General features: G+C 58.9%; 21 protein-coding genes and 1 riboswitch. Of the genes, 13 read left to right on the top strand and 8 right to left on the bottom strand.

Going from position 1 to position 19,845, the window contains the following annotated elements; genetic code table 11:
• The first annotated feature begins 18 nt into the window (after nt 1–18).
• A riboswitch (SAM-SAH riboswitch) is annotated at nt 19–67 on the top strand.
• 5 nt (nt 68–72) lie between these two features.
• The 4 genes from metK to AC2FJ6_RS05265 all read left to right on the top strand — a co-directional run bounded on the left by metK (nt 73) and on the right by AC2FJ6_RS05265 (nt 4,122).
• Nucleotides 73–1,254 carry a methionine adenosyltransferase gene (gene metK / locus AC2FJ6_RS05280; protein ID WP_170769911.1) on the top strand — a complete coding sequence of 394 codons (1,182 nt, stop codon included), beginning with the start codon at nt 73–75 and terminating at the stop codon, nt 1,252–1,254.
• Nucleotides 1,255–1,381: 127 nt separating this feature from the next.
• A complete protein-coding gene (trmB, locus tag AC2FJ6_RS05275; RefSeq protein ID WP_170769912.1) occupies nt 1,382–2,092 on the top strand; it encodes a tRNA (guanine(46)-N(7))-methyltransferase TrmB in 711 nt (236 codons plus the stop codon).
• A gap of 69 nt (nt 2,093–2,161) precedes the next feature.
• Nucleotides 2,162–3,508: a 3-phosphoshikimate 1-carboxyvinyltransferase gene (gene aroA, locus AC2FJ6_RS05270; protein WP_496668558.1), complete on the top strand. Its 1,347-nt coding sequence runs from the start codon at nt 2,162–2,164 to the stop codon at nt 3,506–3,508.
• Complete coding sequence (locus AC2FJ6_RS05265) at nt 3,505–4,122, top strand: (d)CMP kinase (RefSeq protein WP_170769914.1); 618 nt, start codon at nt 3,505–3,507, stop codon at nt 4,120–4,122. The genes aroA and AC2FJ6_RS05265 overlap by 4 nt, the downstream gene beginning before the upstream one ends.
• Nucleotides 4,123–4,153: 31 nt before the next feature.
• On the opposite strand, the gene AC2FJ6_RS05260 is transcribed toward AC2FJ6_RS05265, so the two are convergent.
• Nucleotides 4,154–4,633 (bottom strand): YHS domain-containing (seleno)protein, encoded by a 480-nt coding sequence (locus tag AC2FJ6_RS05260; protein WP_170769915.1) that lies wholly within the window; start codon nt 4,631–4,633, stop codon nt 4,154–4,156.
• A 218-nt stretch (nt 4,634–4,851) separates the two neighbouring features.
• Between AC2FJ6_RS05260 and AC2FJ6_RS05255 the strand changes: the two genes are divergently transcribed.
• The 8 genes from AC2FJ6_RS05255 to trpB all read left to right on the top strand — a co-directional run bounded on the left by AC2FJ6_RS05255 (nt 4,852) and on the right by trpB (nt 12,398).
• Entirely contained in the window at nt 4,852–5,385 is a 534-nt protein-coding gene (locus tag AC2FJ6_RS05255; protein ID WP_170790351.1) for a hypothetical protein, read from the top strand.
• Between the two features lie 121 nt (nt 5,386–5,506).
• A complete protein-coding gene (locus AC2FJ6_RS05250) occupies nt 5,507–7,186 on the top strand; it encodes a tryptophan halogenase family protein (protein ID WP_170769917.1) in 1,680 nt (559 codons plus the stop codon).
• Nucleotides 7,187–7,327: 141 nt separating this feature from the next.
• Entirely contained in the window at nt 7,328–7,621 is a 294-nt protein-coding gene (locus tag AC2FJ6_RS05245; protein ID WP_269149768.1) for a DUF6525 family protein, read from the top strand.
• 225 nt (nt 7,622–7,846) lie between these two features.
• Entirely contained in the window at nt 7,847–9,523 is a 1,677-nt protein-coding gene (gene rpsA / locus AC2FJ6_RS05240; RefSeq protein WP_170769919.1) for a 30S ribosomal protein S1, read from the top strand.
• Between the two features lie 270 nt (nt 9,524–9,793).
• Complete coding sequence (gene ihfB / locus AC2FJ6_RS05235) at nt 9,794–10,078, top strand: integration host factor subunit beta (protein WP_050603110.1); 285 nt, start codon at nt 9,794–9,796, stop codon at nt 10,076–10,078.
• Nucleotides 10,079–10,084: 6 nt separating this feature from the next.
• Nucleotides 10,085–10,435: a LapA family protein gene (locus AC2FJ6_RS05230; RefSeq protein WP_170770593.1), complete on the top strand. Its 351-nt coding sequence runs from the start codon at nt 10,085–10,087 to the stop codon at nt 10,433–10,435.
• A gap of 6 nt (nt 10,436–10,441) precedes the next feature.
• The gene (locus AC2FJ6_RS05225) at nt 10,442–11,083 is read left to right on the top strand and encodes a phosphoribosylanthranilate isomerase (RefSeq protein ID WP_496668556.1); all 642 of its coding nucleotides are present in this window, start codon (nt 10,442–10,444) and stop codon (nt 11,081–11,083) included.
• 67 nt (nt 11,084–11,150) lie between these two features.
• Nucleotides 11,151–12,398 (top strand): tryptophan synthase subunit beta, encoded by a 1,248-nt coding sequence (trpB, locus tag AC2FJ6_RS05220; RefSeq protein WP_170769921.1) that lies wholly within the window; start codon nt 11,151–11,153, stop codon nt 12,396–12,398.
• A gap of 120 nt (nt 12,399–12,518) precedes the next feature.
• Here the strand turns inward: trpB and AC2FJ6_RS05215 are convergent, their stop codons facing one another.
• From AC2FJ6_RS05215 to AC2FJ6_RS05185, 7 genes are all read right to left on the bottom strand, one after another.
• A complete protein-coding gene (locus AC2FJ6_RS05215) occupies nt 12,519–12,896 on the bottom strand; it encodes a DUF2237 family protein (RefSeq protein WP_170769922.1) in 378 nt (125 codons plus the stop codon).
• 9 nt (nt 12,897–12,905) lie between these two features.
• Nucleotides 12,906–14,069 (bottom strand): serine hydrolase domain-containing protein, encoded by a 1,164-nt coding sequence (locus AC2FJ6_RS05210; protein ID WP_170769923.1) that lies wholly within the window; start codon nt 14,067–14,069, stop codon nt 12,906–12,908.
• A gap of 82 nt (nt 14,070–14,151) precedes the next feature.
• Complete coding sequence (pth, locus tag AC2FJ6_RS05205) at nt 14,152–14,832, bottom strand: aminoacyl-tRNA hydrolase (RefSeq protein ID WP_170769924.1); 681 nt, start codon at nt 14,830–14,832, stop codon at nt 14,152–14,154.
• A gap of 126 nt (nt 14,833–14,958) precedes the next feature.
• Nucleotides 14,959–15,612 carry a 50S ribosomal protein L25/general stress protein Ctc gene (locus tag AC2FJ6_RS05200; protein WP_170769925.1) on the bottom strand — a complete coding sequence of 218 codons (654 nt, stop codon included), beginning with the start codon at nt 15,610–15,612 and terminating at the stop codon, nt 14,959–14,961.
• Between the two features lie 247 nt (nt 15,613–15,859).
• Nucleotides 15,860–17,026, bottom strand: coding sequence for an alpha-hydroxy acid oxidase (locus AC2FJ6_RS05195; protein WP_170769926.1), 1,167 nt, complete (start codon nt 17,024–17,026; stop codon nt 15,860–15,862).
• Between the two features lie 153 nt (nt 17,027–17,179).
• Nucleotides 17,180–17,971: a tryptophan synthase subunit alpha gene (gene trpA, locus AC2FJ6_RS05190; RefSeq protein ID WP_170769927.1), complete on the bottom strand. Its 792-nt coding sequence runs from the start codon at nt 17,969–17,971 to the stop codon at nt 17,180–17,182.
• Nucleotides 17,972–18,049: 78 nt separating this feature from the next.
• Nucleotides 18,050–18,535 carry an acyloxyacyl hydrolase gene (locus AC2FJ6_RS05185; RefSeq protein WP_170769928.1) on the bottom strand — a complete coding sequence of 162 codons (486 nt, stop codon included), beginning with the start codon at nt 18,533–18,535 and terminating at the stop codon, nt 18,050–18,052.
• A gap of 193 nt (nt 18,536–18,728) precedes the next feature.
• On the opposite strand from AC2FJ6_RS05185, the gene ychF reads away from it, so the two are divergent.
• The gene (gene ychF / locus AC2FJ6_RS05180) at nt 18,729–19,826 is read left to right on the top strand and encodes a redox-regulated ATPase YchF (RefSeq protein ID WP_170769929.1); all 1,098 of its coding nucleotides are present in this window, start codon (nt 18,729–18,731) and stop codon (nt 19,824–19,826) included.
• The last annotated feature ends 19 nt before the right edge of the window (nt 19,827–19,845 follow it).

The raw sequence follows: 19,845 nt of genomic DNA, 5'->3' as shown, positions 1-19,845 counted from the left end.
CGGGCGTATCCCCTCGCATGCCCGTCACAACGGCTTCCTGGCGTGATGGGGAAATCTTAATGGAGCACATTCATGTCCCGACAGAACTATACTTTCACTTCGGAATCCGTGTCCGAAGGGCACCCGGATAAGGTCTGCGACCGTATTTCCGATGCTGTACTTGATGCCTTTTTGAACGAAGAACCCGAAGCACGCGTAGCGTGCGAGACGTTTGCCACCACCAACCGGGTTGTCATCGGTGGCGAAGTTGGCCTGTCGGATCAGGACAAGTTGCACGACTACATGGCGCATATCGACGACATCGCGCGCGCCTGTATCAAGGATATCGGCTACGAGCAGGACAAGTTCCACCACGAAACCGTCGAAGTGACGAACCTGCTGCACGAACAATCCGCCCATATCGCGCAGGGTGTCGATGCCGCCGATGACAAGGACGAAGGGGCAGGCGATCAGGGGATCATGTTCGGCTATGCCACGACCGAAACGCCTGCGTTGATGCCGGCTCCGATCCAGTATTCCCACGCGATCCTGCGTCGGCTGGCTGAAGTGCGCAAAAACGGCTCCGAGCCTGCGCTGGGCCCCGATGCCAAGTCGCAGCTTTCGGTTGTCTACCGTGACGGAAAACCTGTCGGTGTCAGCTCGATCGTGCTGTCGACCCAGCATCTGGACGCGGCGCTGAGCTCGGATGACATCCGCGCCATAGTCGAGCCTTATATCCGCGAGACTCTTCCCGAAGGTTGGCTGTCGGCCGAGACCGAATGGCACGTAAACCCGACCGGCAAATTTGTGATCGGCGGCCCCGACGGCGATGCTGGCCTGACTGGTCGCAAGATCATCGTGGACACCTATGGGGGTGCAGCACCTCACGGTGGAGGCGCGTTCTCGGGTAAAGACCCGACCAAAGTGGATCGTTCGGCCGCCTATGCCGCACGCTATCTGGCAAAGAATGTAGTGGCTGCCGGTATGGCTGAGCGTTGCACGATCCAGCTCAGCTATGCGATTGGCGTGTCCAAGCCTCTATCGATCTACGCGGATACGCATGGCACGGGCCAGATCGCAGATGCGGCGATCGAAAAAGCCGTGGGCCAGGTAATGGACCTGACCCCGCGCGGCATCCGCGAGCATCTGCAACTGAACAAGCCGATCTACCAGCGCACTGCAGCCTACGGCCACTTCGGCCGCGAACCCGATGCCGATGGCGGCTTCAGCTGGGAAAGCACTGATCTGGCCGAGGCCCTCAAGGCCGCAGTCTGACCGCGATCCAAAGGTGCGCCCTGACGGGCGCGCTCTTCTTCTGTTCAAAAATACCTCGGGGGTGTGGGGCTTGGCCCCCACCTCCGCCTCTTGCCACATGGTGAAACCCGCATTAGAGGGCACCGACATGAGCACCCAGACCCCCCAACGCCCCCGCCGGAACTTTTATGGCCGCTTCAAAGGCAAAACCCTGAAGCAAAGCCAGAAGACCTATCTAAGCGAAGACCTTGATGCGCTGTCCCCGGGTGCGGTCGATTGGGAGAGCAACCCTGAACGCAAGCCGCTGGACTTGCAGGAGCTGTTTGACGGTCGCGACGTCTGGCTTGAGGTCGGCTTTGGTGGTGGTGAGCACCTGGTGCATCAGGCTGCGCGCAATCCTGACATCGGCATCATAGGGGCCGAACCTTACATTAACGGCGTCGCCATGTTGTTGGGTAAAATCCGGCAGGCGGGGGTTGAGAACCTCGCCGTCCATCCCGGCGATGCGCGTGATCTGTTCGATGTGCTGCCCGAGGCCAGCATTTCCCGCGCGTTCCTGCTCTATCCCGATCCGTGGCCCAAGACGCGGCACCATCGCCGCCGCTTTGTGACCCCGGAGCACCTGGAGCCGCTGGCGCGGGCGCTGAAACCGGGTTCGATCTTTCGTGTGGCGACGGACATTCCCGACTATGTCCGCCAAACGCTCGAGGAAGTGCCGCGCGCGGGGTTCGAATGGCTGGCGGAGCGCCCCTCTGATTGGCGCGAACCGTGGGACGACTGGATTTCCACCCGCTATGAACAGAAAGCTCTGCGCGAAGGGCGCACGCCGCACTACCTGACCTTCCGCCGCAAGGGCTGATTGCCGCTGGACCATCTGGCCCCAATTCGCTAATCGGCTAAGGCACTGATAGCGAAAACAGGAGCCCCCATGTCCGGACACGGCACGCCCATCCCGATGACCTCGCATCCCTGCGGTCCGCTGACCGGAACGGCAGAGGTGCCCGGCGACAAGTCGATCTCGCACCGGTCGCTGATTTTGGGCGCGATGGCGGTGGGTGAGACGAAGATTTCCGGCCTGCTGGAAGGTGAGGATGTTCTGGATACCGCCAAGGCCATGCGCGCCTTTGGGGCTGAGGTTACGGATCATGGTGGCGGTGAATGGACCGTGCATGGCGTGGGCGTTGGCGGCTTTGCCGAGCCGGATCAGGTGATTGATTGCGGCAATTCGGGCACGGGTGTGCGGCTGATCATGGGCGCGATGGCGACCTGCCCGATCTCAGCCACGTTTACCGGCGATGCCAGCCTGAACAAACGCCCCATGGCGCGGGTGACGGACCCGCTGGCGCTATTTGGGGCGCAATCGGTTGGCCGCTCGGGCGGGCGTTTACCGATGACCATCGTGGGCGCGGCAGAACCCGTGCCGGTGCGCTATGAGGTTCCCGTTCCGTCGGCGCAGGTGAAATCCGCTGTGCTGTTGGCCGGTCTGAACGCACCGGGCAAAACCGTGGTGATCGAAAAAGAGGCCACCCGCGACCATTCCGAACGGATGCTGGCCGGGTTCGGCGCAGAGATCACCGTTGAGGATACCGCTGAGGGCCGGGTTATCACTCTGACCGGTCGCCCCGAGTTGAAACCGCAGGTTATTGCCGTGCCGCGTGACCCGTCCAGCGCGGCCTTTCCGGTTTGCGCGGCGCTGATCACGCCGGGATCGGATGTGCTGGTGCCGGGCATTGGCCTGAACCCGACCCGCGCGGGGCTGTTTACCACGCTGCGCGAGATGGGTGCGGACCTGACTTATGAGAATGAGCGCGAAGAGGGTGGCGAGCCGGTCGCTGACCTGCGCGCGAAATACTCGCCCAACATGAAGGGCATCAACGTGCCGCCGGAACGCGCAGCCTCGATGATTGACGAATACCCGGTGCTGTCTGTGGTTGCGGCCAATGCCACGGGCACCACGATGATGGGCGGGGTGAAAGAGCTGCGCGTCAAGGAAAGCGACCGGATCGACGCCATGGCCCGGGGGTTGCGTGCCAATGGCGTGACCGTGGATGAGGGCGAGGATTGGTGGTCGATTGACGGTCTGGGCATCGGCAATGTCCCCGGCAGCGGCACCTGCGAGAGCTTTCTGGATCACCGCATCGCCATGTCGTTCATGGTGATGGGAATGGGAGCGAAATCGCCGGTCTCGGTTGATGATGGCGGCCCGATTGCGACTTCGTTCCCGATTTTTGAACCGCTGATGGCTGCGCTGGGCGCCAAGGTCGTACGCACATGAGCTTTACGGTCGCCATAGACGGCCCTGCAGCTGCTGGGAAGGGCACGATCTCGAAAGGGGTTGCGGCACATTTCGGCTTTGCGCATCTGGACACCGGGCTTTTGTACCGCGCGGTGGGGCGGCGGACGCTGGAAGGGATGGAGCCCATCGCGGCGGCCGAGGCCCTGACCGCCGAGGAGTTGCAGCAGGGCGATCTGCGCACGGCCGAGATCGCTCAGGCCGCGTCGAAAGTGGCGGTGATCCCCGAGGTTCGCGCGGCTTTGGTCGATTTCCAGCGCGCCTTTGCCCGACGGGATAGCGGCGCAGTGCTGGACGGGCGTGACATCGGAACCGTGATCTGCCCCGAGGCCGAGGCCAAGCTGTTCGTCACCGCCAGCGCCGAGGTGCGTGCTGAACGGCGGTATCTGGAACTGAGCGCCAAGGGCGACGATGTGACCCGTGAACAGGTCCTTGCTGATGTGCGCGAGCGCGATGCCCGCGATGCCGAGCGGAGTACAGCCCCGATGAAACCGGCTGAGGATGCCGTTTTGCTGGATACTTCGGACCTCAGCGTCGAAGAGGCCCTGGCACAGGCCATTACGCTGATCGCAGAACGCAAGCCCGCGACGCCGTAGCGCCGCGGGTGATCGCTGCGAGGTGTCGGGATTACAACTCGCCGACTGCGATGCTTTTGATTTTCGACCACTGACCATCGGCTGTTTTTGCCGTGCCGGGGACGTCTTTCAGGAAGGCGGCGCGGGTTTCTGCATTCAGGAACAGGTACAGCTTGCCATCTGCAATAAGGTACTGATCCGGGTCGCCATCAAATTTCTTCCCGACCGACACACCGAACGAGCAGAAACCGCCATGTTGGGGCAGATACGCCGCCGGGTTGGCCTCGAACGCGGCGAGGTTATCCGCCGAGGTGAAATAGTACGATGCGCCATCATAAGTCGCCGAGTGGTTGGCAAAGCCTTCCACCGGATTGCCATTTGTCACCAGCGCCACCAGGTCGACACCATGAGCGGCCAGTGGAGCGCCCGCTGCTGAAATGCCGTTCGAGACGTTGATTTCGTCTGCTGCAAAGGCCGGTGCAGCAACCAATGGCAGGGCGGCGATCAGGGTGGTCAGGATCAGAGATTTCATTGCGTTTCCTTACGTGCTTTGGGCTCAGAGCGGTCGGGGTATCCGTCGCTGAAACAAATCTAACAACGCTCAACCGAACGAACTATGACAGAAAGGACTTACAGTTTTGCAGATCGTTCAAAATTGCGGCGCTTCTCGGTGATGCCTTCACTAAGCTTTGTTTGGTCACGTGACCTGCTGCCTTTTATGCTGACACTGAAACCAGCGGGAGCCTCGCCATGATCCGACTAGCCTTTTTCATGATATTTCTGGCCACAGGTCTGGCTGCTCAAGAGGCGCAAGAGACCCCGGTACTGGAACCTCCCATGACCTATGAACGGCTGGGTAAAATTCTGTTTGCATTGGATCCCGAGGCACTGCCGCAAGGTCCGGGTTTTCAACTAACATTGGGCGACGTCCCGGTTTTTGTTGTTACTGATATCAACGCCGACCGGATGCGGGCCATGGTGGCGATTGTCAGTGCGGACGATCTGTCGCCAGCGGATCTGCAGCGCGTGATGCAAGCGAATTTCGACAGTACTTTGGATGCACGCTATGCCATAGCCAATGGTACATTGTGGGCGGCCTATATCCATCCGTTGTCGGCACTTGAGAAGGATCAGCTGATCTCGGGTCTGGCGCAGACAGTGAATATAGCCAAGACATATGGCACGCTCTATTCCGGAGGTGCGGCCGAGTTTGGGGGCGGTGACAGTCAGGGTTTGCAGCGCGCCCTCATCGAAGAGCTTTTGAAGAAGGGCGAGGAAATCTGAACGCCGATGTCGCGGTGCAGACTTCTGCTATCTGGCAACATTTCCAAAGCACCGGTCATAGGCTCTGGCTAGGTTAGGGAAAGCTGTTATAGTCCCCCAAAACAAGGGGGAGCAGAGCCTAATGAGCAAGCGTTTGAGCAAGATTACCATCGTGGGTGGTGGCACAGCGGGGTGGATGACCGCGTTGATCCTCGAGATGGTGTTTTCCCGCACATCCGCCCCCAAGGACCGCCCCCGCATCTGCCTGATCGAAAGCCCAAATATCTCGACCGTGGGTGTGGGCGAAGCAACCGTGCCGCGTATGCCGGTCACACTGCGTCAGGCAGGCATATCCGAGCGCGATTTCTTCCGCGAAACCAACGCGTCGTTCAAATTGGGTGTGAAGTTCTGCAACTGGAACAAGGACGCCAAGGGCAATCGTATCGACTATATGAACCCATTCGCGCATGGCCAGTTGCTGGAAGGGTTGGAGGCCTCGGAATATTTCCTGCGCTTCGGCAACGGGGATCGGGATTTCACTCAATCCATTGCCCCGCATGATGATCTTGCGCGGCTGTGCAAAGGTGCGCGTCCTTTGGGCGCGCCGGAGTTCGAACAACGGTTCGGCTATGCCTACCATCTGGACGCGGTGAAATTCGCCGGGATGCTGACGAAGGTTTGCACCAAACGTGGCGTCGAGCACATTCAGGATGAGGTTCAGGCGGTTGAACTGGACGAACAGGGCAATGTCAGCCACCTGATGCTTGAACGCAAAGGCCGTCATGACATCGAGATGGTCGTGGATTGCACCGGATTCCGGGGGTTGATCATCAATCAGGCTCTGGGTGAGCCGTTCATGGATTATTCGGACTATCTGCCCAATGACCGGGCCATGGCGTTGCAGGTCGAACATCCCAATCCGGAGAAGATCGAAAGCGCCACGCGCTCGACCGCGTTGGGGGCGGGTTGGACGTGGCGAGTGCCATTGTTCAATCGCGTAGGCACGGGCTATGTATATTCTTCGGCGCATCGGACGGATGATCAGGCAGCCGATGAATATCTTGAGTGGCTGGGTGACAGCGGCAAGGGTCTTACGCCACGTGTGATCCCGATGCGGGTTGGGCGAGTGCGCAATGCCTGGGTCAAGAACTGTGTGGCCATCGGCCTATCGGGCGGCTTTATTGAGCCGCTGGAAAGCACCGCGATCCATATGATCGACCACGCCATCCGTTGGTTCGCGGAACATCTGCCGACGCGTGACATCGAGCCGTCGTTGCGCGCGCGCTATAACCGGCAGATGGACAAGCTCTACAATGAGGTGCTGGAATTCATCTGTCTGCATTACCGGTTGGGCAACCGCACGGATGACCAATACTGGATCGACGCGCGGACCGAGATGAAAATCCCCGATCGTCTGGCTGAGAATCTTGAGCTTTGGCAGCACCGCCTGCCGATGGAGCATGATGTGGAGTTCGCCACCCTGTTCGACCATCGCGTTTTCCAGACGGTACTGTTGGGCAAGCAGGTCTACGACACGGGCTATGGTACAGGTATCCGTGACCGTATCCGACCGCTGAAGAAACCGATTTGGTTCCAGTGGTGGAAGGGTGCGAAGGTAGACCTTGCGCAGATACTCAAATCCATGCCGGACCACAAAACGCTGCTGCGCGATATTCGTGGCGAGCTTGAGAAACCGGCCTTCGGCAAGCCAGCCAAACCGACAGTGGCGATGCCTGGCACGAAACCGGCCCCAGTGGCGGTCCAGAACATGCCGAACTTTGCCGAGATTCAAAGTGGTGCAAAGGATCTGCAACTGTTTTGAGAAGTCTGGGCGCTTTGCGGCGCCGCGTCTTTAGCATGGAAAGGGCGGTGAATTGATCCCGCCCTTTTTGCATTTGGAGTGCTTGTCTAACCAGCATTGGAATGTAATAACATTACAAAAAATTTTGTGACGAGGTTTGCCATGCGACGAAACAAGACCGGGCGAGGCGGTCGTAATCTTTGCAGCGGTCTAAAGCGGCGGTGCGGGGTGTCTCCGATGCGAACCTATGATTCCCTGCCGCCTGAATTGCGCGGCTGGTTGGCAGCGGCATGCCTGCCGTGGAGCCCAGCCTCGGCGCTGAAGATCTGGAACCGGTCTGGCGGATCGACGGATATTGCCGGGGCGCTGTCCCGACTGGATGCCATCGAACGGTCGATGTTGCAGAAGGACGCAGGCATCTGGCACATGAAAGATAGCGGAGCAGCCAGTAACTAAGGGCTTTGCTCTTGCACATTACCTGAATTCGGCCTATACGCGCGCTGTCTGAACAAGGGCGGTCAACGTCCGGATGACGTATCTGAGCAGGGCCGGGTTACCTCGGCCCTTTGTGTTTGTGTAATCGGATGCGCACCGGGTCACGCCAGAGGACACCATGAAACAAGACCGGCGGAGACAACCGCTCGGCCAGCAAAATCGTACTGTAAAGGAAAACAACGCCACATGGCTAACGCATCCATGGAGGAATTCGAAGCCCTCCTGAACGAAAGCTTCGAAATGGACACGCCCGAAGAGGGTTCTGTTGTCAAAGGCAAGGTTCTGGCGATCGAAGCCGGCCAAGCCATCATCGACGTCGGCTACAAAATGGAAGGCCGCGTTGATCTGAAAGAATTCGCAAATCCCGGCGAAGCCCCTGAAATCGCTGTAGGCGACGAGGTCGAAGTTTACCTGCGCGCCGCAGAAAACGCCCGTGGCGAAGCTGTCATCTCGCGCGAGATGGCCCGCCGTGAAGAGGCATGGGACCGTCTGGAAAAAGCATATGCCGACGACCAGCGCGTCGAAGGTGCAATCTTTGGTCGCGTCAAAGGTGGCTTCACCGTCGATCTGGGTGGCGCAGTTGCGTTCCTGCCCGGCTCGCAGGTTGACGTTCGCCCCGTGCGCGACGCTGGCCCGCTGATGGGTCTGAAACAGCCGTTCCAGATTCTGAAAATGGACCGTCGCCGTGGCAACATCGTTGTGTCGCGCCGCGCAATCCTGGAAGAATCGCGTGCCGAACAGCGTGCTGAAGTTATCGGCAACCTGTCCGAAGGTCAGACCGTCGAGGGTGTTGTCAAGAACATCACCGAATACGGTGCATTTGTTGACCTGGGCGGCGTTGACGGCCTGCTGCACGTCACCGACATGGCATGGCGCCGTGTGAACCATCCGTCTGAGATCCTGACGATCGGCGAAACCATCAAGGTTCAGGTCATCAAGATCAACAAAGAGACCCACCGCATCAGCCTGGGCATGAAGCAGCTGCAGGAAGATCCGTGGGATCTGGTTGCTGCGAAATACCCGCTGGGCTCGGTCCATCAGGGTCGTGTCACCAACATCACAGACTACGGCGCGTTCGTCGAGTTGGAAGCCGGTGTCGAAGGTCTGGTGCACGTGTCCGAGATGTCCTGGACCAAGAAAAACGTCCACCCCGGCAAGATCGTTTCGACCAGCCAGGAAGTCGACGTCATGGTTCTGGAAATCGACGGCGCCAAGCGTCGCGTGTCTCTGGGCCTGAAGCAGACTCAGCGCAACCCATGGGAAGTGTTTGCAGAAACGCACCCCGAGGGCACCGAGGTCGAAGGCGAAGTCAAGAACATCACCGAATTCGGTCTGTTCATTGGCCTCGAAGGCGACATCGACGGCATGGTTCACCTGTCCGACCTGTCCTGGGACGAGCGTGGCGAGGATGCGATCCAGAACTACCGCAAAGGCGACATGGTTTCGGCCGTTGTCTCGGAAGTGGACGTCGAAAAAGAGCGTATCTCGCTGTCGATCAAAGCCCTGGGCGGTGACAAGTTCGCCGAAGCCGTGGGCGGCGTGAAGCGTGGCTCGGTCATCACCGTTGAGGTCACCGCGATCGAAGATGGTGGTATCGAGGTGGAATACGAAGGCATGAAATCCTTCATCCGCCGTTCGGACCTGTCGCGTGACCGCGCCGAGCAGCGCCCCGAGCGTTTCTCGACCGGTGACAAGGTCGACGTCCGCGTCACCAACGTTGACAGCAAAACCCGCCGTCTGGGTTTGTCGATCAAGGCGCGCGAAATCGCCGAAGAGAAAGAGGCCGTAGAACAGTACGGTTCGTCGGACTCGGGCGCGTCGCTGGGCGACATCCTGGGTGCAGCGCTGAAGTCGGGCGACTAAGCCCGGACCTCAGTCCAAGCAGAATTTGCGGCCCCGCATGAGAGTGCGGGGCCGTTTTTGTTGCGAATCAACACGTTCCGATTTGCAGGCTTTATTCATCTGTGGTTCACGATTTGCAGGCCAATTCCCCGACAAGTGCAAAAATTCGCGTGAGTTTGACGTAGAATCAAGGTCGCACACACAGAGTCAACGTTCCCCCGAACCAAGTTTTTTTCTATAGTGATCAGAATAATAGACATGGTAATCCGGTCGCCTGGGAGGGTAACGCACATGATCCGTTCAGAACTGATTCAGAAAATCGCCGACGAGAACCCGCATCTCTACCAACGCGACGTCGAGCGGATCGTGAATACTGTGTTCGAAGAAGTGACGGATGCCATGGCCCGCGGGGACCGGGTGGAACTGCGCGGATTTGGCGCGTTTTCAGTCAAAAAGCGCGACGCGCGGGTTGGCCGTAACCCTCGGACAGGTGAGACTGTTCAGGTGGAAGAAAAATGTGTTCCATTTTTCAAGACAGGCAAGTTGCTAAGGGACCGTTTGAACGGTAAAGCCTAAGGCATGATGCGCTACATTCGATATGCTTTTCTGGCGACCCTCGGGATCGTCCTGATTTCGGTTTCGCTGGCCAACCGCGAAGCCGTTGAACTGACCTTGATGCCGCAGGCGATTGCCGATCTGGTTGGGGTTAATTTCAGCATCGCTCTGCCCTTGTTCATTGTGGTTCTGGGTAGCATCGTGGCCGGTCTGGTCATCGGTTTCCTGTGGGAATGGCTGCGCGAGCACAAGCACCGCGCGGATGCGTCGGCCAAGACCGGCGAAGTCCGCAAGCTTGAGCGTGAGGTCAAGAAGCTCAAGAAGAAACAGAACGAAGGCAAGGACGAGGTCCTCGCCATTCTGGATGAGGCCAGCTAAGGCACCATGTCCGGTATTTCGGTCAAAATATGCGGCCTGACCGCCCCGGATCACGTGCGCGCAGCAGCTGAGGCCGGCGCGCGGTATGTGGGCTTTGTCTTTTTTCCAAAATCGCCCCGGCACCTAGAAATTGAGGCCGCGGCCGCTATGGCCCATCTGGTGCCTGTTGGCGTGGCCAAGGTTGCGCTGACCGTCAATGCCACGGACGCAGAGCTGGACAGGCTTGTCGCGGATGTACCGCTGGACATGTTGCAATTGCATGGCAAGGAAAGCCCCGACCGCGTGGCCGAGATTCGGCAGCGTTACGGCCTGCCAGTGATGAAGGCCATAGGTGTGGGCGAGCCCGAAGATCTGGCGGCGATTGATCTTTATTCCGAGGTGGCCGACCAGTTGCTGATCGACGCTAAGCCGCCTCGTAATGCCGAATTGCCCGGCGGGAACGGTCTGGCCTTTGACTGGCGTCTGCTGGCTGGGCGCAAATACTGGCGGCGTCCGTGGATGTTGGCGGGTGGCCTGACCCCTGGCAACGTGGCCGAGGCTGTCCGCATGACCGGGGCACAACAGGTCGATGTATCCTCGGGTGTCGAAAGCGCGCCGGGGGTCAAGGATGCCGGTCTGATCCGCGCATTTGTTGACGCAGCATGTTGATACGTTTTGCCATGGCAAATCCCGCCGCTACCTCCTATGAACAACGGGAATGACGAGGGAGACACCCATGGCCAACGATCTTTTCAATTCCTTCATGTCCGGCCCGGATGAACAGGGACGTTTCGGCATTTTCGGAGGTCGGTTTGTCAGCGAGACGCTGATGCCGCTGATCCTGTCGCTGGAAGAGGAATATGAGAAGGCCAAAGACGATTCGACCTTCTGGGCCGAGATGGATGATCTGTGGGCGAACTATGTGGGTCGTCCCTCGCCGCTGTATTACGCGGAACGCCTGACCGAACACTTGGGCGGCGCGAAGATCTACCTCAAGCGCGACGAGCTGAACCACACCGGCGCGCACAAGATCAACAACGTGCTGGGCCAAATCATTCTGGCGCGCCGTATGGGCAAGACCCGGATCATCGCCGAAACCGGCGCAGGGCAGCACGGCGTGGCCACCGCCACGGTCTGCGCCAAGTTCGGCTTGAAGTGCATCGTCTATATGGGTGCCCATGACGTGCAGCGTCAGGCCCCCAACGTGTTCCGTATGCGCCTGCTGGGGGCCGAGGTGATTCCGGTCACGTCCGGTCGCGGCACGCTGAAAGATGCGATGAACGACGCGCTGCGCGATTGGGTGACCAATGTGCGTGACACGTTCTACTGTATCGGTACCGTAGCCGGGCCGCACCCGTACCCTGCAATGGTCCGCGATTTCCAGTCGATTATCGGCAAGGAAGCCAAGGAACAGATGTTGAAGGCCGAAGGCCGTCTGCCCGACACGATCATTGCCGCCATCGGTGGCGGATCGAACGCGATGGGCCTGTTCTACCCGTTCCTTGACGACAAATCGGTCAATATCATCGGGGTCGAGGCCGGTGGCAAAGGTGTAAACGAGAAGATGGAGCATTGCGCCTCGCTGACCGGCGGTCGTCCTGGCGTGCTGCATGGCAACCGCACCTATCTGCTGCAGGATGATGACGGTCAGATTCTGGAAGGCTATTCGATTTCGGCCGGTCTGGACTATCCCGGTATCGGGCCGGAACATTCGTGGCTGAACGATATTGGCCGCGCAAACTATGTCTCGATCACCGACAAAGAAGCACTCGAGGCGTTCCAGCTCTGCTGCGCTACCGAAGGAATTATCCCGGCGCTGGAACCCAGCCACGCGCTGGCCCACGTGATGAAAATTGCGCCCGACCTGCCCAAGGATCACCTGATCTGCATGAACATGTGCGGGCGGGGCGATAAGGATGTGCAGACCGTGGCCAAGTATCTGAACTTCGATATGTCAGATACCGAAGGGCGTACGGCGGGCTAAGCGCCATAGCGTTAAACGTTTGGAGCCGGCCCCAAAACAGGGCCGGTTTTTTTGACCGCGCCCACAAGAGGGCCCGCGCGGCGGTCTATTGATGTCGCAAACCAGAGGTTCAGCCAGGTCTCAATCACCTGCAGCCGCGTGGTCGCGTAGTATATCCAGCGGCACCACTTCTAAGGCGCGTTGGTGTGTGGCCTCAAGGTGTACCATGGGCGCGCAGCCTTCGTCATGCGCTTGCAGGAACCGCCCGGCGCACAGGCACCAACGATCCCCGGGTTTGAGGCCGGGAAAGTCGAACTCTGGTCGAGGGGTGCTCAGGTCGTTGCCGACATATTTGGAAAAAGCCAGAAACTCGGCTGTCATCACAGCGCAGACGGTGTGGCTGCCCTGATCCTCGGGGCAGGTGTTGCAAGCGCCGTCGCGAAAGAACCCGGTCAGCGGATCGCGGGAACAGGGCGCAAGCACGCCGCCCAGTACATTTATGCTGTCCTGTTTCTGCATAATCCGACTTTACAGGCTTTGCGCGATGCTGCGGAACATTTCTACATTGGCCTCATTCACCCCGTCATCGCGGAATTTACGGTCCGCGCCGGTTGTTACGATCAGAACGCCCCGAGGCTGATCGAAATAGATATATTGGCCATAGACGCCGCGGGCCAGAAACTCACCCTCATGCGCGCCGATGGGAATCCACCACTGATAGCCATACCCGATCTTGCCCGCCTGTGTTGGGGCGCTGGGCAGAACGGATTCGGCGATCCAGTCGGCAGGGACCAGTTGCTGCCCCCCATAGGTGCCATTTTGTAGGATCATCTGCCCAAAGCGGGCGAAATCACGGGTGGTAAAGTTCAGCCCGCCCAACACAAAGGCCACTCCGGCACCGTCCGCCACATAGTAACCATCCTGTTCCAGACCTAGCGGCTGAACGATCTTTTCGGTCAACAGATCCGAGACGCTGCGCCCGGTCGCCCCTCGGATCACCATGCCAATGACATGTGTGTCGATGGACACGTATTGCCATTGCGCGCCGGGTTCTACGAAAGTGTCCTGCAACGAGGCCGCGAAATCGTCCAACTCACCACCTAAGGCCACAACGCGACCCATCCGATTGATATCGGAGTTCGGGTCGAAATAGTCTTCGTTAAAGGTGACGCCGCTTGCCATGTTCAGCACGTTGCGGACAGTTGCGCCATCATAGGCCGTTCCCGCCAGCTTGGGCGCATATTGCACCACCGGATCGTCCAGCGACCCGATCGCGCCTTCGGCCAGCAGGATGCCGAACAGGGCCGATAGATAGCTTTTCGCAACCGACCACGAAATCCGGTGATCGTCGGGACCGGTGCCCAGGTAATATTCCTCAAACCGGATCTCGCCATCCTGCATCACCAGCAGGGACGTCACCGCCCGGTCCTCGATCCATTGATCGGTGCTCTCGGGCAGGTCGAAGCCTGTGCCATAGGTTAATTCGCTGGTCGGGCCGTTGCCACGGGGCAAAGCGACCGTTAGAAACGCCTCATTCATATGAGAGAAATTGTGGACGATCTTTTCTTCTGCAAACAAAGAGTTCACGGCCATGAGCCGCTGAATTTCTTCGCGCTTCCAGACCCCGACAACGATTGCGGCTAGCGCCAGCATCAAGGCGACGCGCAACATCCACTTCAGCAGTGATCTCATATGTCTCCTCCCATAGACGTGCCGCATTGGACCGCGTGCGGCAGCCATCTGCAATCAGGACGTTACGGCAAGAGCTAAGGGGCTATTTGAACTTATCCAGCAGTTTCTGCATCGCCGAGCGGTCATCAACCTGTGGTTCCGGCTTTGGTTGGGGCGCAGGTTTTTGCGCTTTGTCTGCAGTTTTCGACGATCGCGGCGGCGCGGTGCGCATGGCAACCGCGTTCATGAACTTGCCACCGTCACCATCGGCCAGATGCCCTGCACCATCCGAGACACCGCGTAGCACATCATCCAACCAGTCGGTATCAGCCTTGGCGAAGTCGCCCAGAACATAGGGCGAGACCATCTCTTTCCGCCCCGGATGCCCGATCCCAAGGCGCACACGGTCATAGGCCGGGCTGATATGTTCGTGGATTGACCGCAGTCCATTGTGCCCCGCATGCCCGCCGCCTGCCTTGACGCGCACTTTGCCAGGGGCAAGGTCCAACTCGTCATGGAAAACGGTCACCTCGGTTGAGTCCAGTTTGTAGAACCGCATCGCCTCGCCCACGGACTGGCCTGAGCGGTTCATGAAGGTTTGCGGCTTGATCAGCAGAACCTTTTCACGGCCAAGACGACCTTCGGCGATCTCGGCCTGAAACTTGGATTTCCAGGGGCCGAAATTGTGATCTTCGGCAATCCGGTCCACGGCCATAAAGCCGATATTGTGCCGGTTGCGAGCATATTTCGATCCGGGGTTCCCCAATCCGACAAACAGTTTCATAAGCGCGCCCTTGTCTGATGCTACAGGTTGATGCCACGGTTTGCCCCCTGCTTTCCAGCCCACAGGGCAAAAGAAAACGGGGCCTGGATCAGGCCCCGCTTCAAACTCCAAACACCGGGTCTGGGTTTATTCTTCGGCTGCGTCCTGGCCGACGACTTCAACCTCATCCGCGGCCACTTCTTCGCCTTCCTCATCGTCGCTGGACGACAGGCCGGTCGGGGCCGAGATGTTGGCGATCACGAAGTCACGGTCAATGGTCGGCTTGGTGCCTGCGGGCAGGTCAACTGACGAGATGGTGACAACGTCGTTGATGTTCAGACCGGTCAGATCAATGGTGATCTTCTCAGGAATGTCACCAGCGGTGCAGACCAGCTCAACCTCGGGACGGACAACCGTCAGAACGCCGCCCTTCTTGATGCCGGGCGCTTCGTCTTCGTTGACGAACTCAACGGGGATGAACAGCGCGATCTTGGTGGTCCGACGCAGACGCATCAGGTCCAGGTGGGTCGGCAGGTCTTTGACAACGTCACGCTGAACGTCGCGGCAGATGACGCGAACGTCTTCGTGGCCTTCAACCTTCAGGTTCCACAGGGTCGACTTGAATCGGCCTGCTTTCAGGCGCTTGAACAGAACGTTGAACGGGATGTTGATCGGCAGTGGCTCTTTGTCGCCACCAAAAACAATGCCCGGAACCATGCCGTCGCGGCGTGCCTGACGAGCGGCGCCCTTGCCTGTCCCCGTCCGTTCCAGAGCTACGAGATCAGGAATCTCACCAGCCATGATATATCTCCAAATGTTAGGGCGGGCATCCTCCAAGGCTGTATGCCCGCGTGAAGCCGCGTCCTTAGCTTGATTCATTGGATTTGGAAAGGGCTTTTTCGAGCCATCGTTTTTTTGCGAGGCTCTGCCTCGCGCTCCGGGATATTTGGGGCCAGATAAAGAGCGGATCCAGACTTCATCTGGCTGAAAATATCCCGGGGGAGGCGCCCGGTACGGGCGGCGGGGGCAGAGCCCCCTGACCCAGTGATCACTTTTGCCAACGGCCCCCGAAATCTTCGGGCACCAACAGGTTGTGCGGCCCGACGTCCCCGAGATTGCGTTCACCGCACAGCGCCATTGTTGTGTCGAGTTCCTTGTGGATCACCTCCAGCGCGGTGGTGACACCTTTTTGTCCCATCGCTCCCAGACCATAGACAAAGGCGCGGCCAATATAGGTGCCTTGCGCACCCAGGGCGACGGCTTTCAAGACGTCCTGGCCCGAGCGTATGCCGCTGTCCAGATGGACTTCAACATCACTGCCTACGGCGTCCATGATTTCGGGCAGTACCCGGATTGAACTGAGCGCGCCGTCCAGTTGGCGACCGCCGTGGTTTGAGACAACAATCGCATCCGCCCCCAGCTTAGCGGCCATCTTTGCGTCTTCGGCGTCCAATATGCCCTTGAGGATCACCTTGCCGCCCCATTGCTCCATCAGCTTTTCGACCTTGTTCCAGTCGAGGCTGGGGTCGAACTGCTCGGCCGTCCACGCGCCAAGGGACGAAGCATCCGATATCCCTTCGACATGGCCGACGATGTTGCCGAATTCGCGGCGCTTGGCGCCCAGCATCTCAATCCCCCAGGACCATTTGGTCATGAGGTTTGCGATGGTTTTGGGCGTCAGCTTTGGTGGTGCAGACAGGCCGTTCTTGAGGTCTTTGTGCCGTTGGCCCAGGATTTGTAGATCCAGTGTAATGACCAACGCGGAACACTTGGCGTCCTTGGCTCGTTGAATGAGGCGGCTGACATAGTCCTGATCTTTCATCGTATAGAGCTGAAACCAGAACGGTTTGGTCGTGTGCTCTGCCACGTCTTCGATCGAGTTGATCGACATGGTGGACAGGGTGAAGGGCACTCCGAACTCCTCGGCGGCTTTGGCGGCCTTCATCTCTCCGTCCGCGTGTTGCATGCCCGTCAGACCGACCGGGGCCAAGGCGACCGGCATTGACACGTCCTGACCAATCATCTGCGATGCGGTTGAACGCCCTGACATATCGACGGCAACCCTTTGCCGTAGGCGGATGTCATCGAAATCCGAGCTGTTGTCGCGGAAGGTCTGCTCGGTCCAGCTGCCGCTTTCCGCATAGTCATAGAACATACGCGGGACACGCCGCTCATAGATGCGTTTGAGGTCTTCTATGTTGGTGATGACGGGCATGAAGCAGGCTTTCGTAGGATTGGTTCACTTTATTTACCAATCTTTATGCCGCGTCGCAATGTAAGGTTTGAGCAGGATTTTAGTGCGCTAACACAAAACCGCGACTGGGGCCTCCAGGCGCGGTTCATGGTCTTGATGTCGAGCAGGGCAGGGTCAGGCGGAGTGTGCGCCGTCAGATAGGGATTTTACGAAATCCAGAACCTCGGCCACCGGTTTGCCATCCGCGATTTGGCTGACAATGGCGGATCCCACTACGGCCCCGTCAGCAACGCTTGCAATGGCCTGCGATTTCTCGGGCGTGTTGATGCCGAAGCCGACGATGACGGGCAGGTCTGTGGCGGATTTGATGCGGGCCACTTCGGGGCCGACATTGGTGGCCTGGGCCTCGGCCGCGCCGGTGATACCGGTGATTGAGACATAGTACACAAAGCCGGACGTGTTCTGCAAAACGCGCGGTAGGCGCTTGTCGTCGGTCGTCGGGGTCGCAAGGCGGATGAAGTTCAGACCTGCATCCTGCGCAGGCAGGCAGAGTTCGTCGTCTTCTTCGGGTGGCAAGTCCACCACGATCAGCCCGTCGATGCCAGCTGCTTTGGCATCGGCCAGAAAGGTATCTACCCCACGGCTGTAGATCGGGTTGTAATATCCCATCAGAACAATCGGCGTCGTGTCATCCGTTTCGCGGAATGCACCGGCCAGGTCCAACGTGCGCTGCAAGGTCATCCCACCGTCCAGGGCACGCTGACCTGCGGCCTGGATGGTCGGACCATCCGCCATAGGATCGGTGAAAGGCAGGCCAAGCTCGATCACGTCCACACCGGCCCCCGGCAATCCTTTGACGATCTCAAGCGAGGTGTCAAAGTCGGGATCACCAGCCATGATATAGGCAACGAAAGCCTTTTTACTCTCGGCCTTGAGAGCGGCGAACTTGGCGTCGATACGGGTCATCTGCGGTCCTTGCATTCAGGTTTGAACCTGATGTGCAGAAACTTTCGCCGGAAATCAATCCCGACCGCTCAGATTGGCCTAGAACCCGTAGTGATACCGCAGGAACAGTGCGTTGACGCCGGGGTTGAAGCTTTCTGTGCTGGCGTTCGACTTGTGAGTGACGGCCAGCGAAATGGCGTTGCCGCTGTCCAAAGTATAGCCAACACCCAGAAGGCTGCGAATCTGAAAGCCACCACCCAAGTCATTGTCGCCGTTAGAGGCGTTAAAGTAGCCTGGCATCACACTTAACTCAGCGAACCAGCGATCCGAGAAGGAATAGATGCCCACCAGACCTGCGCCGATATGCGTGTCACCGTCGGTGTCGACAGTCAGGGCTGCACCCAGACCAGCGCTGAAGCGCGTTGCTTCGTGAAACGGGCGATGCTGGTATTCTAGCGAAAAGACGCCCTGATCGTCGCCGTTGCCGTTAGAAAAATCCGCAAAACCCGCGCCAAAGATGACAGATTGGGCCTGTACCGAGGTTGCAGCCACGAGCAAGGCGACAGAAGTAAGTAACGCTTTCATTGGGTTCTTCGTCAATTAATTGTGTGTGAACTCCTAATTGGGGACCATGACCCGCGCGGTTCAACTCACGCAAGTACAAATACCGTAACGGTTTAGTGAAGCTGCGGTGGCCATCTGCCGGTTGCACCGCTTGGGTTGCGCATTTTCCACAACCCGCCTAGAAGACGCCGTCACATCGCTTCAGGAGGCCGCAATGGGCTTTAAAATGGGAATCGTGGGTCTGCCGAATGTGGGCAAGTCGACCTTGTTCAACGCGCTGACCAAGACTGCCGCGGCGCAAGCGGCGAATTTCCCGTTCTGCACCATCGAGCCGAATGTGGGCGACGTGGCCGTGCCGGACGAGCGTTTGGACAAGCTGGCGGCAATTGCGTTCTCGAAGCAAATCATCCCGACGCGTATGACCTTCGTGGACATCGCTGGTCTGGTGAAGGGGGCGTCAAAGGGCGAGGGGCTGGGCAATCAGTTTCTGGCCAATATCCGTGAAACCGACGCGATCGCCCATGTGTTGCGCTGTTTCGAAGATGGCGATGTGACCCATGTGGATGGCCGTGTCGACCCGGTGGCTGATGCTGACACGATCGAGACCGAACTGATGCTGGCCGATCTGGAAAGCATCGAAAAGCGCCGCGCCAATCTGGTGCGCAAGCTGAAGGGCAACGACAAAGAGGCGCAGCAACAAGACCGCCTGCTGGCCGAAGCGCAGGCTATGCTGGAAAGCGGTAAACCCGCGCGGCTGGTTGAGGTTACGGCCGAGGACGCCAAGGCGTGGAAGATGCTGCAACTGCTGACCACCAAACCGGTTCTGTATGTCTGCAACGTGTCCGAAGAAGAAGCCGCCGAGGGCAATGAATATTCCGCCAAGGTCGCTGAAATGGCTGCCGCGCAGGGCAATTCTCACGTCATCATCAGCGCCAAGATCGAAGAAGAGATTAGCCTGCTGGAAGCAGACGAAGCCGAGATGTTCCTGACCGAGATGGGTTTGGAAGAACCCGGCCTCGACCGTCTGATCCGCGCCGGTTACGACCTGCTCAAGCTGGAAACCTATTTCACCGTAGGCCCGAAAGAGGCCCGGGCCTGGACCATTCGCACCGGCACTGCGGCACCGCAGGCCGCTGGGGTTATCCACGGTGATTTTGAAAAAGGCTTCATCCGCGCCGAGACCATCGCCTATGACGACTACATCGCCGCAAATGGCGAGCAAGGAGCCAAAGAGGCAGGCAAGATGCGCGCCGAGGGCAAGGGCTACATCGTCAAGGACGGCGATGTGATGCACTTTTTGTTTAACAACTGAGCCCGTCTGGCAAACGTCT

This window comes from Ruegeria sp. CDSA089, from assembly GCF_059612205.1.
The sequence above is the reverse complement of the archived record's forward strand: the minus strand, read 5'-3'. Positions and strand labels throughout refer to the sequence as shown.

Excerpts from the sequence above, each read along its gene's own strand:
- metK (WP_170769911.1), top strand. The coding sequence starts at position 73 with ATGTCCCGACAGAACTATACTTTCACTTCGGAATCCGTGTCCGAAGGG.
- trmB (WP_170769912.1), top strand. The coding sequence starts at position 1,382 with ATGAGCACCCAGACCCCCCAACGCCCCCGCCGGAACTTTTATGGCCGC.
- aroA (WP_496668558.1), top strand. The coding sequence starts at position 2,162 with ATGTCCGGACACGGCACGCCCATCCCGATGACCTCGCATCCCTGCGGT.
- AC2FJ6_RS05265 (WP_170769914.1), top strand. The coding sequence starts at position 3,505 with ATGAGCTTTACGGTCGCCATAGACGGCCCTGCAGCTGCTGGGAAGGGC.
- AC2FJ6_RS05260 (WP_170769915.1), bottom strand. The coding sequence starts at position 4,633 with ATGAAATCTCTGATCCTGACCACCCTGATCGCCGCCCTGCCATTGGTT.
- AC2FJ6_RS05255 (WP_170790351.1), top strand. The coding sequence starts at position 4,852 with ATGATCCGACTAGCCTTTTTCATGATATTTCTGGCCACAGGTCTGGCT.
- AC2FJ6_RS05250 (WP_170769917.1), top strand. The coding sequence starts at position 5,507 with ATGAGCAAGCGTTTGAGCAAGATTACCATCGTGGGTGGTGGCACAGCG.
- AC2FJ6_RS05245 (WP_269149768.1), top strand. The coding sequence starts at position 7,328 with ATGCGACGAAACAAGACCGGGCGAGGCGGTCGTAATCTTTGCAGCGGT.
- rpsA (WP_170769919.1), top strand. The coding sequence starts at position 7,847 with ATGGCTAACGCATCCATGGAGGAATTCGAAGCCCTCCTGAACGAAAGC.
- ihfB (WP_050603110.1), top strand. The coding sequence starts at position 9,794 with ATGATCCGTTCAGAACTGATTCAGAAAATCGCCGACGAGAACCCGCAT.
- AC2FJ6_RS05230 (WP_170770593.1), top strand. The coding sequence starts at position 10,085 with ATGCGCTACATTCGATATGCTTTTCTGGCGACCCTCGGGATCGTCCTG.
- AC2FJ6_RS05225 (WP_496668556.1), top strand. The coding sequence starts at position 10,442 with ATGTCCGGTATTTCGGTCAAAATATGCGGCCTGACCGCCCCGGATCAC.
- trpB (WP_170769921.1), top strand. The coding sequence starts at position 11,151 with ATGGCCAACGATCTTTTCAATTCCTTCATGTCCGGCCCGGATGAACAG.
- AC2FJ6_RS05215 (WP_170769922.1), bottom strand. The coding sequence starts at position 12,896 with ATGCAGAAACAGGACAGCATAAATGTACTGGGCGGCGTGCTTGCGCCC.
- AC2FJ6_RS05210 (WP_170769923.1), bottom strand. The coding sequence starts at position 14,069 with ATGAGATCACTGCTGAAGTGGATGTTGCGCGTCGCCTTGATGCTGGCG.
- pth (WP_170769924.1), bottom strand. The coding sequence starts at position 14,832 with ATGAAACTGTTTGTCGGATTGGGGAACCCCGGATCGAAATATGCTCGC.
- AC2FJ6_RS05200 (WP_170769925.1), bottom strand. The coding sequence starts at position 15,612 with ATGGCTGGTGAGATTCCTGATCTCGTAGCTCTGGAACGGACGGGGACA.
- AC2FJ6_RS05195 (WP_170769926.1), bottom strand. The coding sequence starts at position 17,026 with ATGCCCGTCATCACCAACATAGAAGACCTCAAACGCATCTATGAGCGG.
- trpA (WP_170769927.1), bottom strand. The coding sequence starts at position 17,971 with ATGACCCGTATCGACGCCAAGTTCGCCGCTCTCAAGGCCGAGAGTAAA.
- AC2FJ6_RS05185 (WP_170769928.1), bottom strand. The coding sequence starts at position 18,535 with ATGAAAGCGTTACTTACTTCTGTCGCCTTGCTCGTGGCTGCAACCTCG.
- ychF (WP_170769929.1), top strand. The coding sequence starts at position 18,729 with ATGGGCTTTAAAATGGGAATCGTGGGTCTGCCGAATGTGGGCAAGTCG.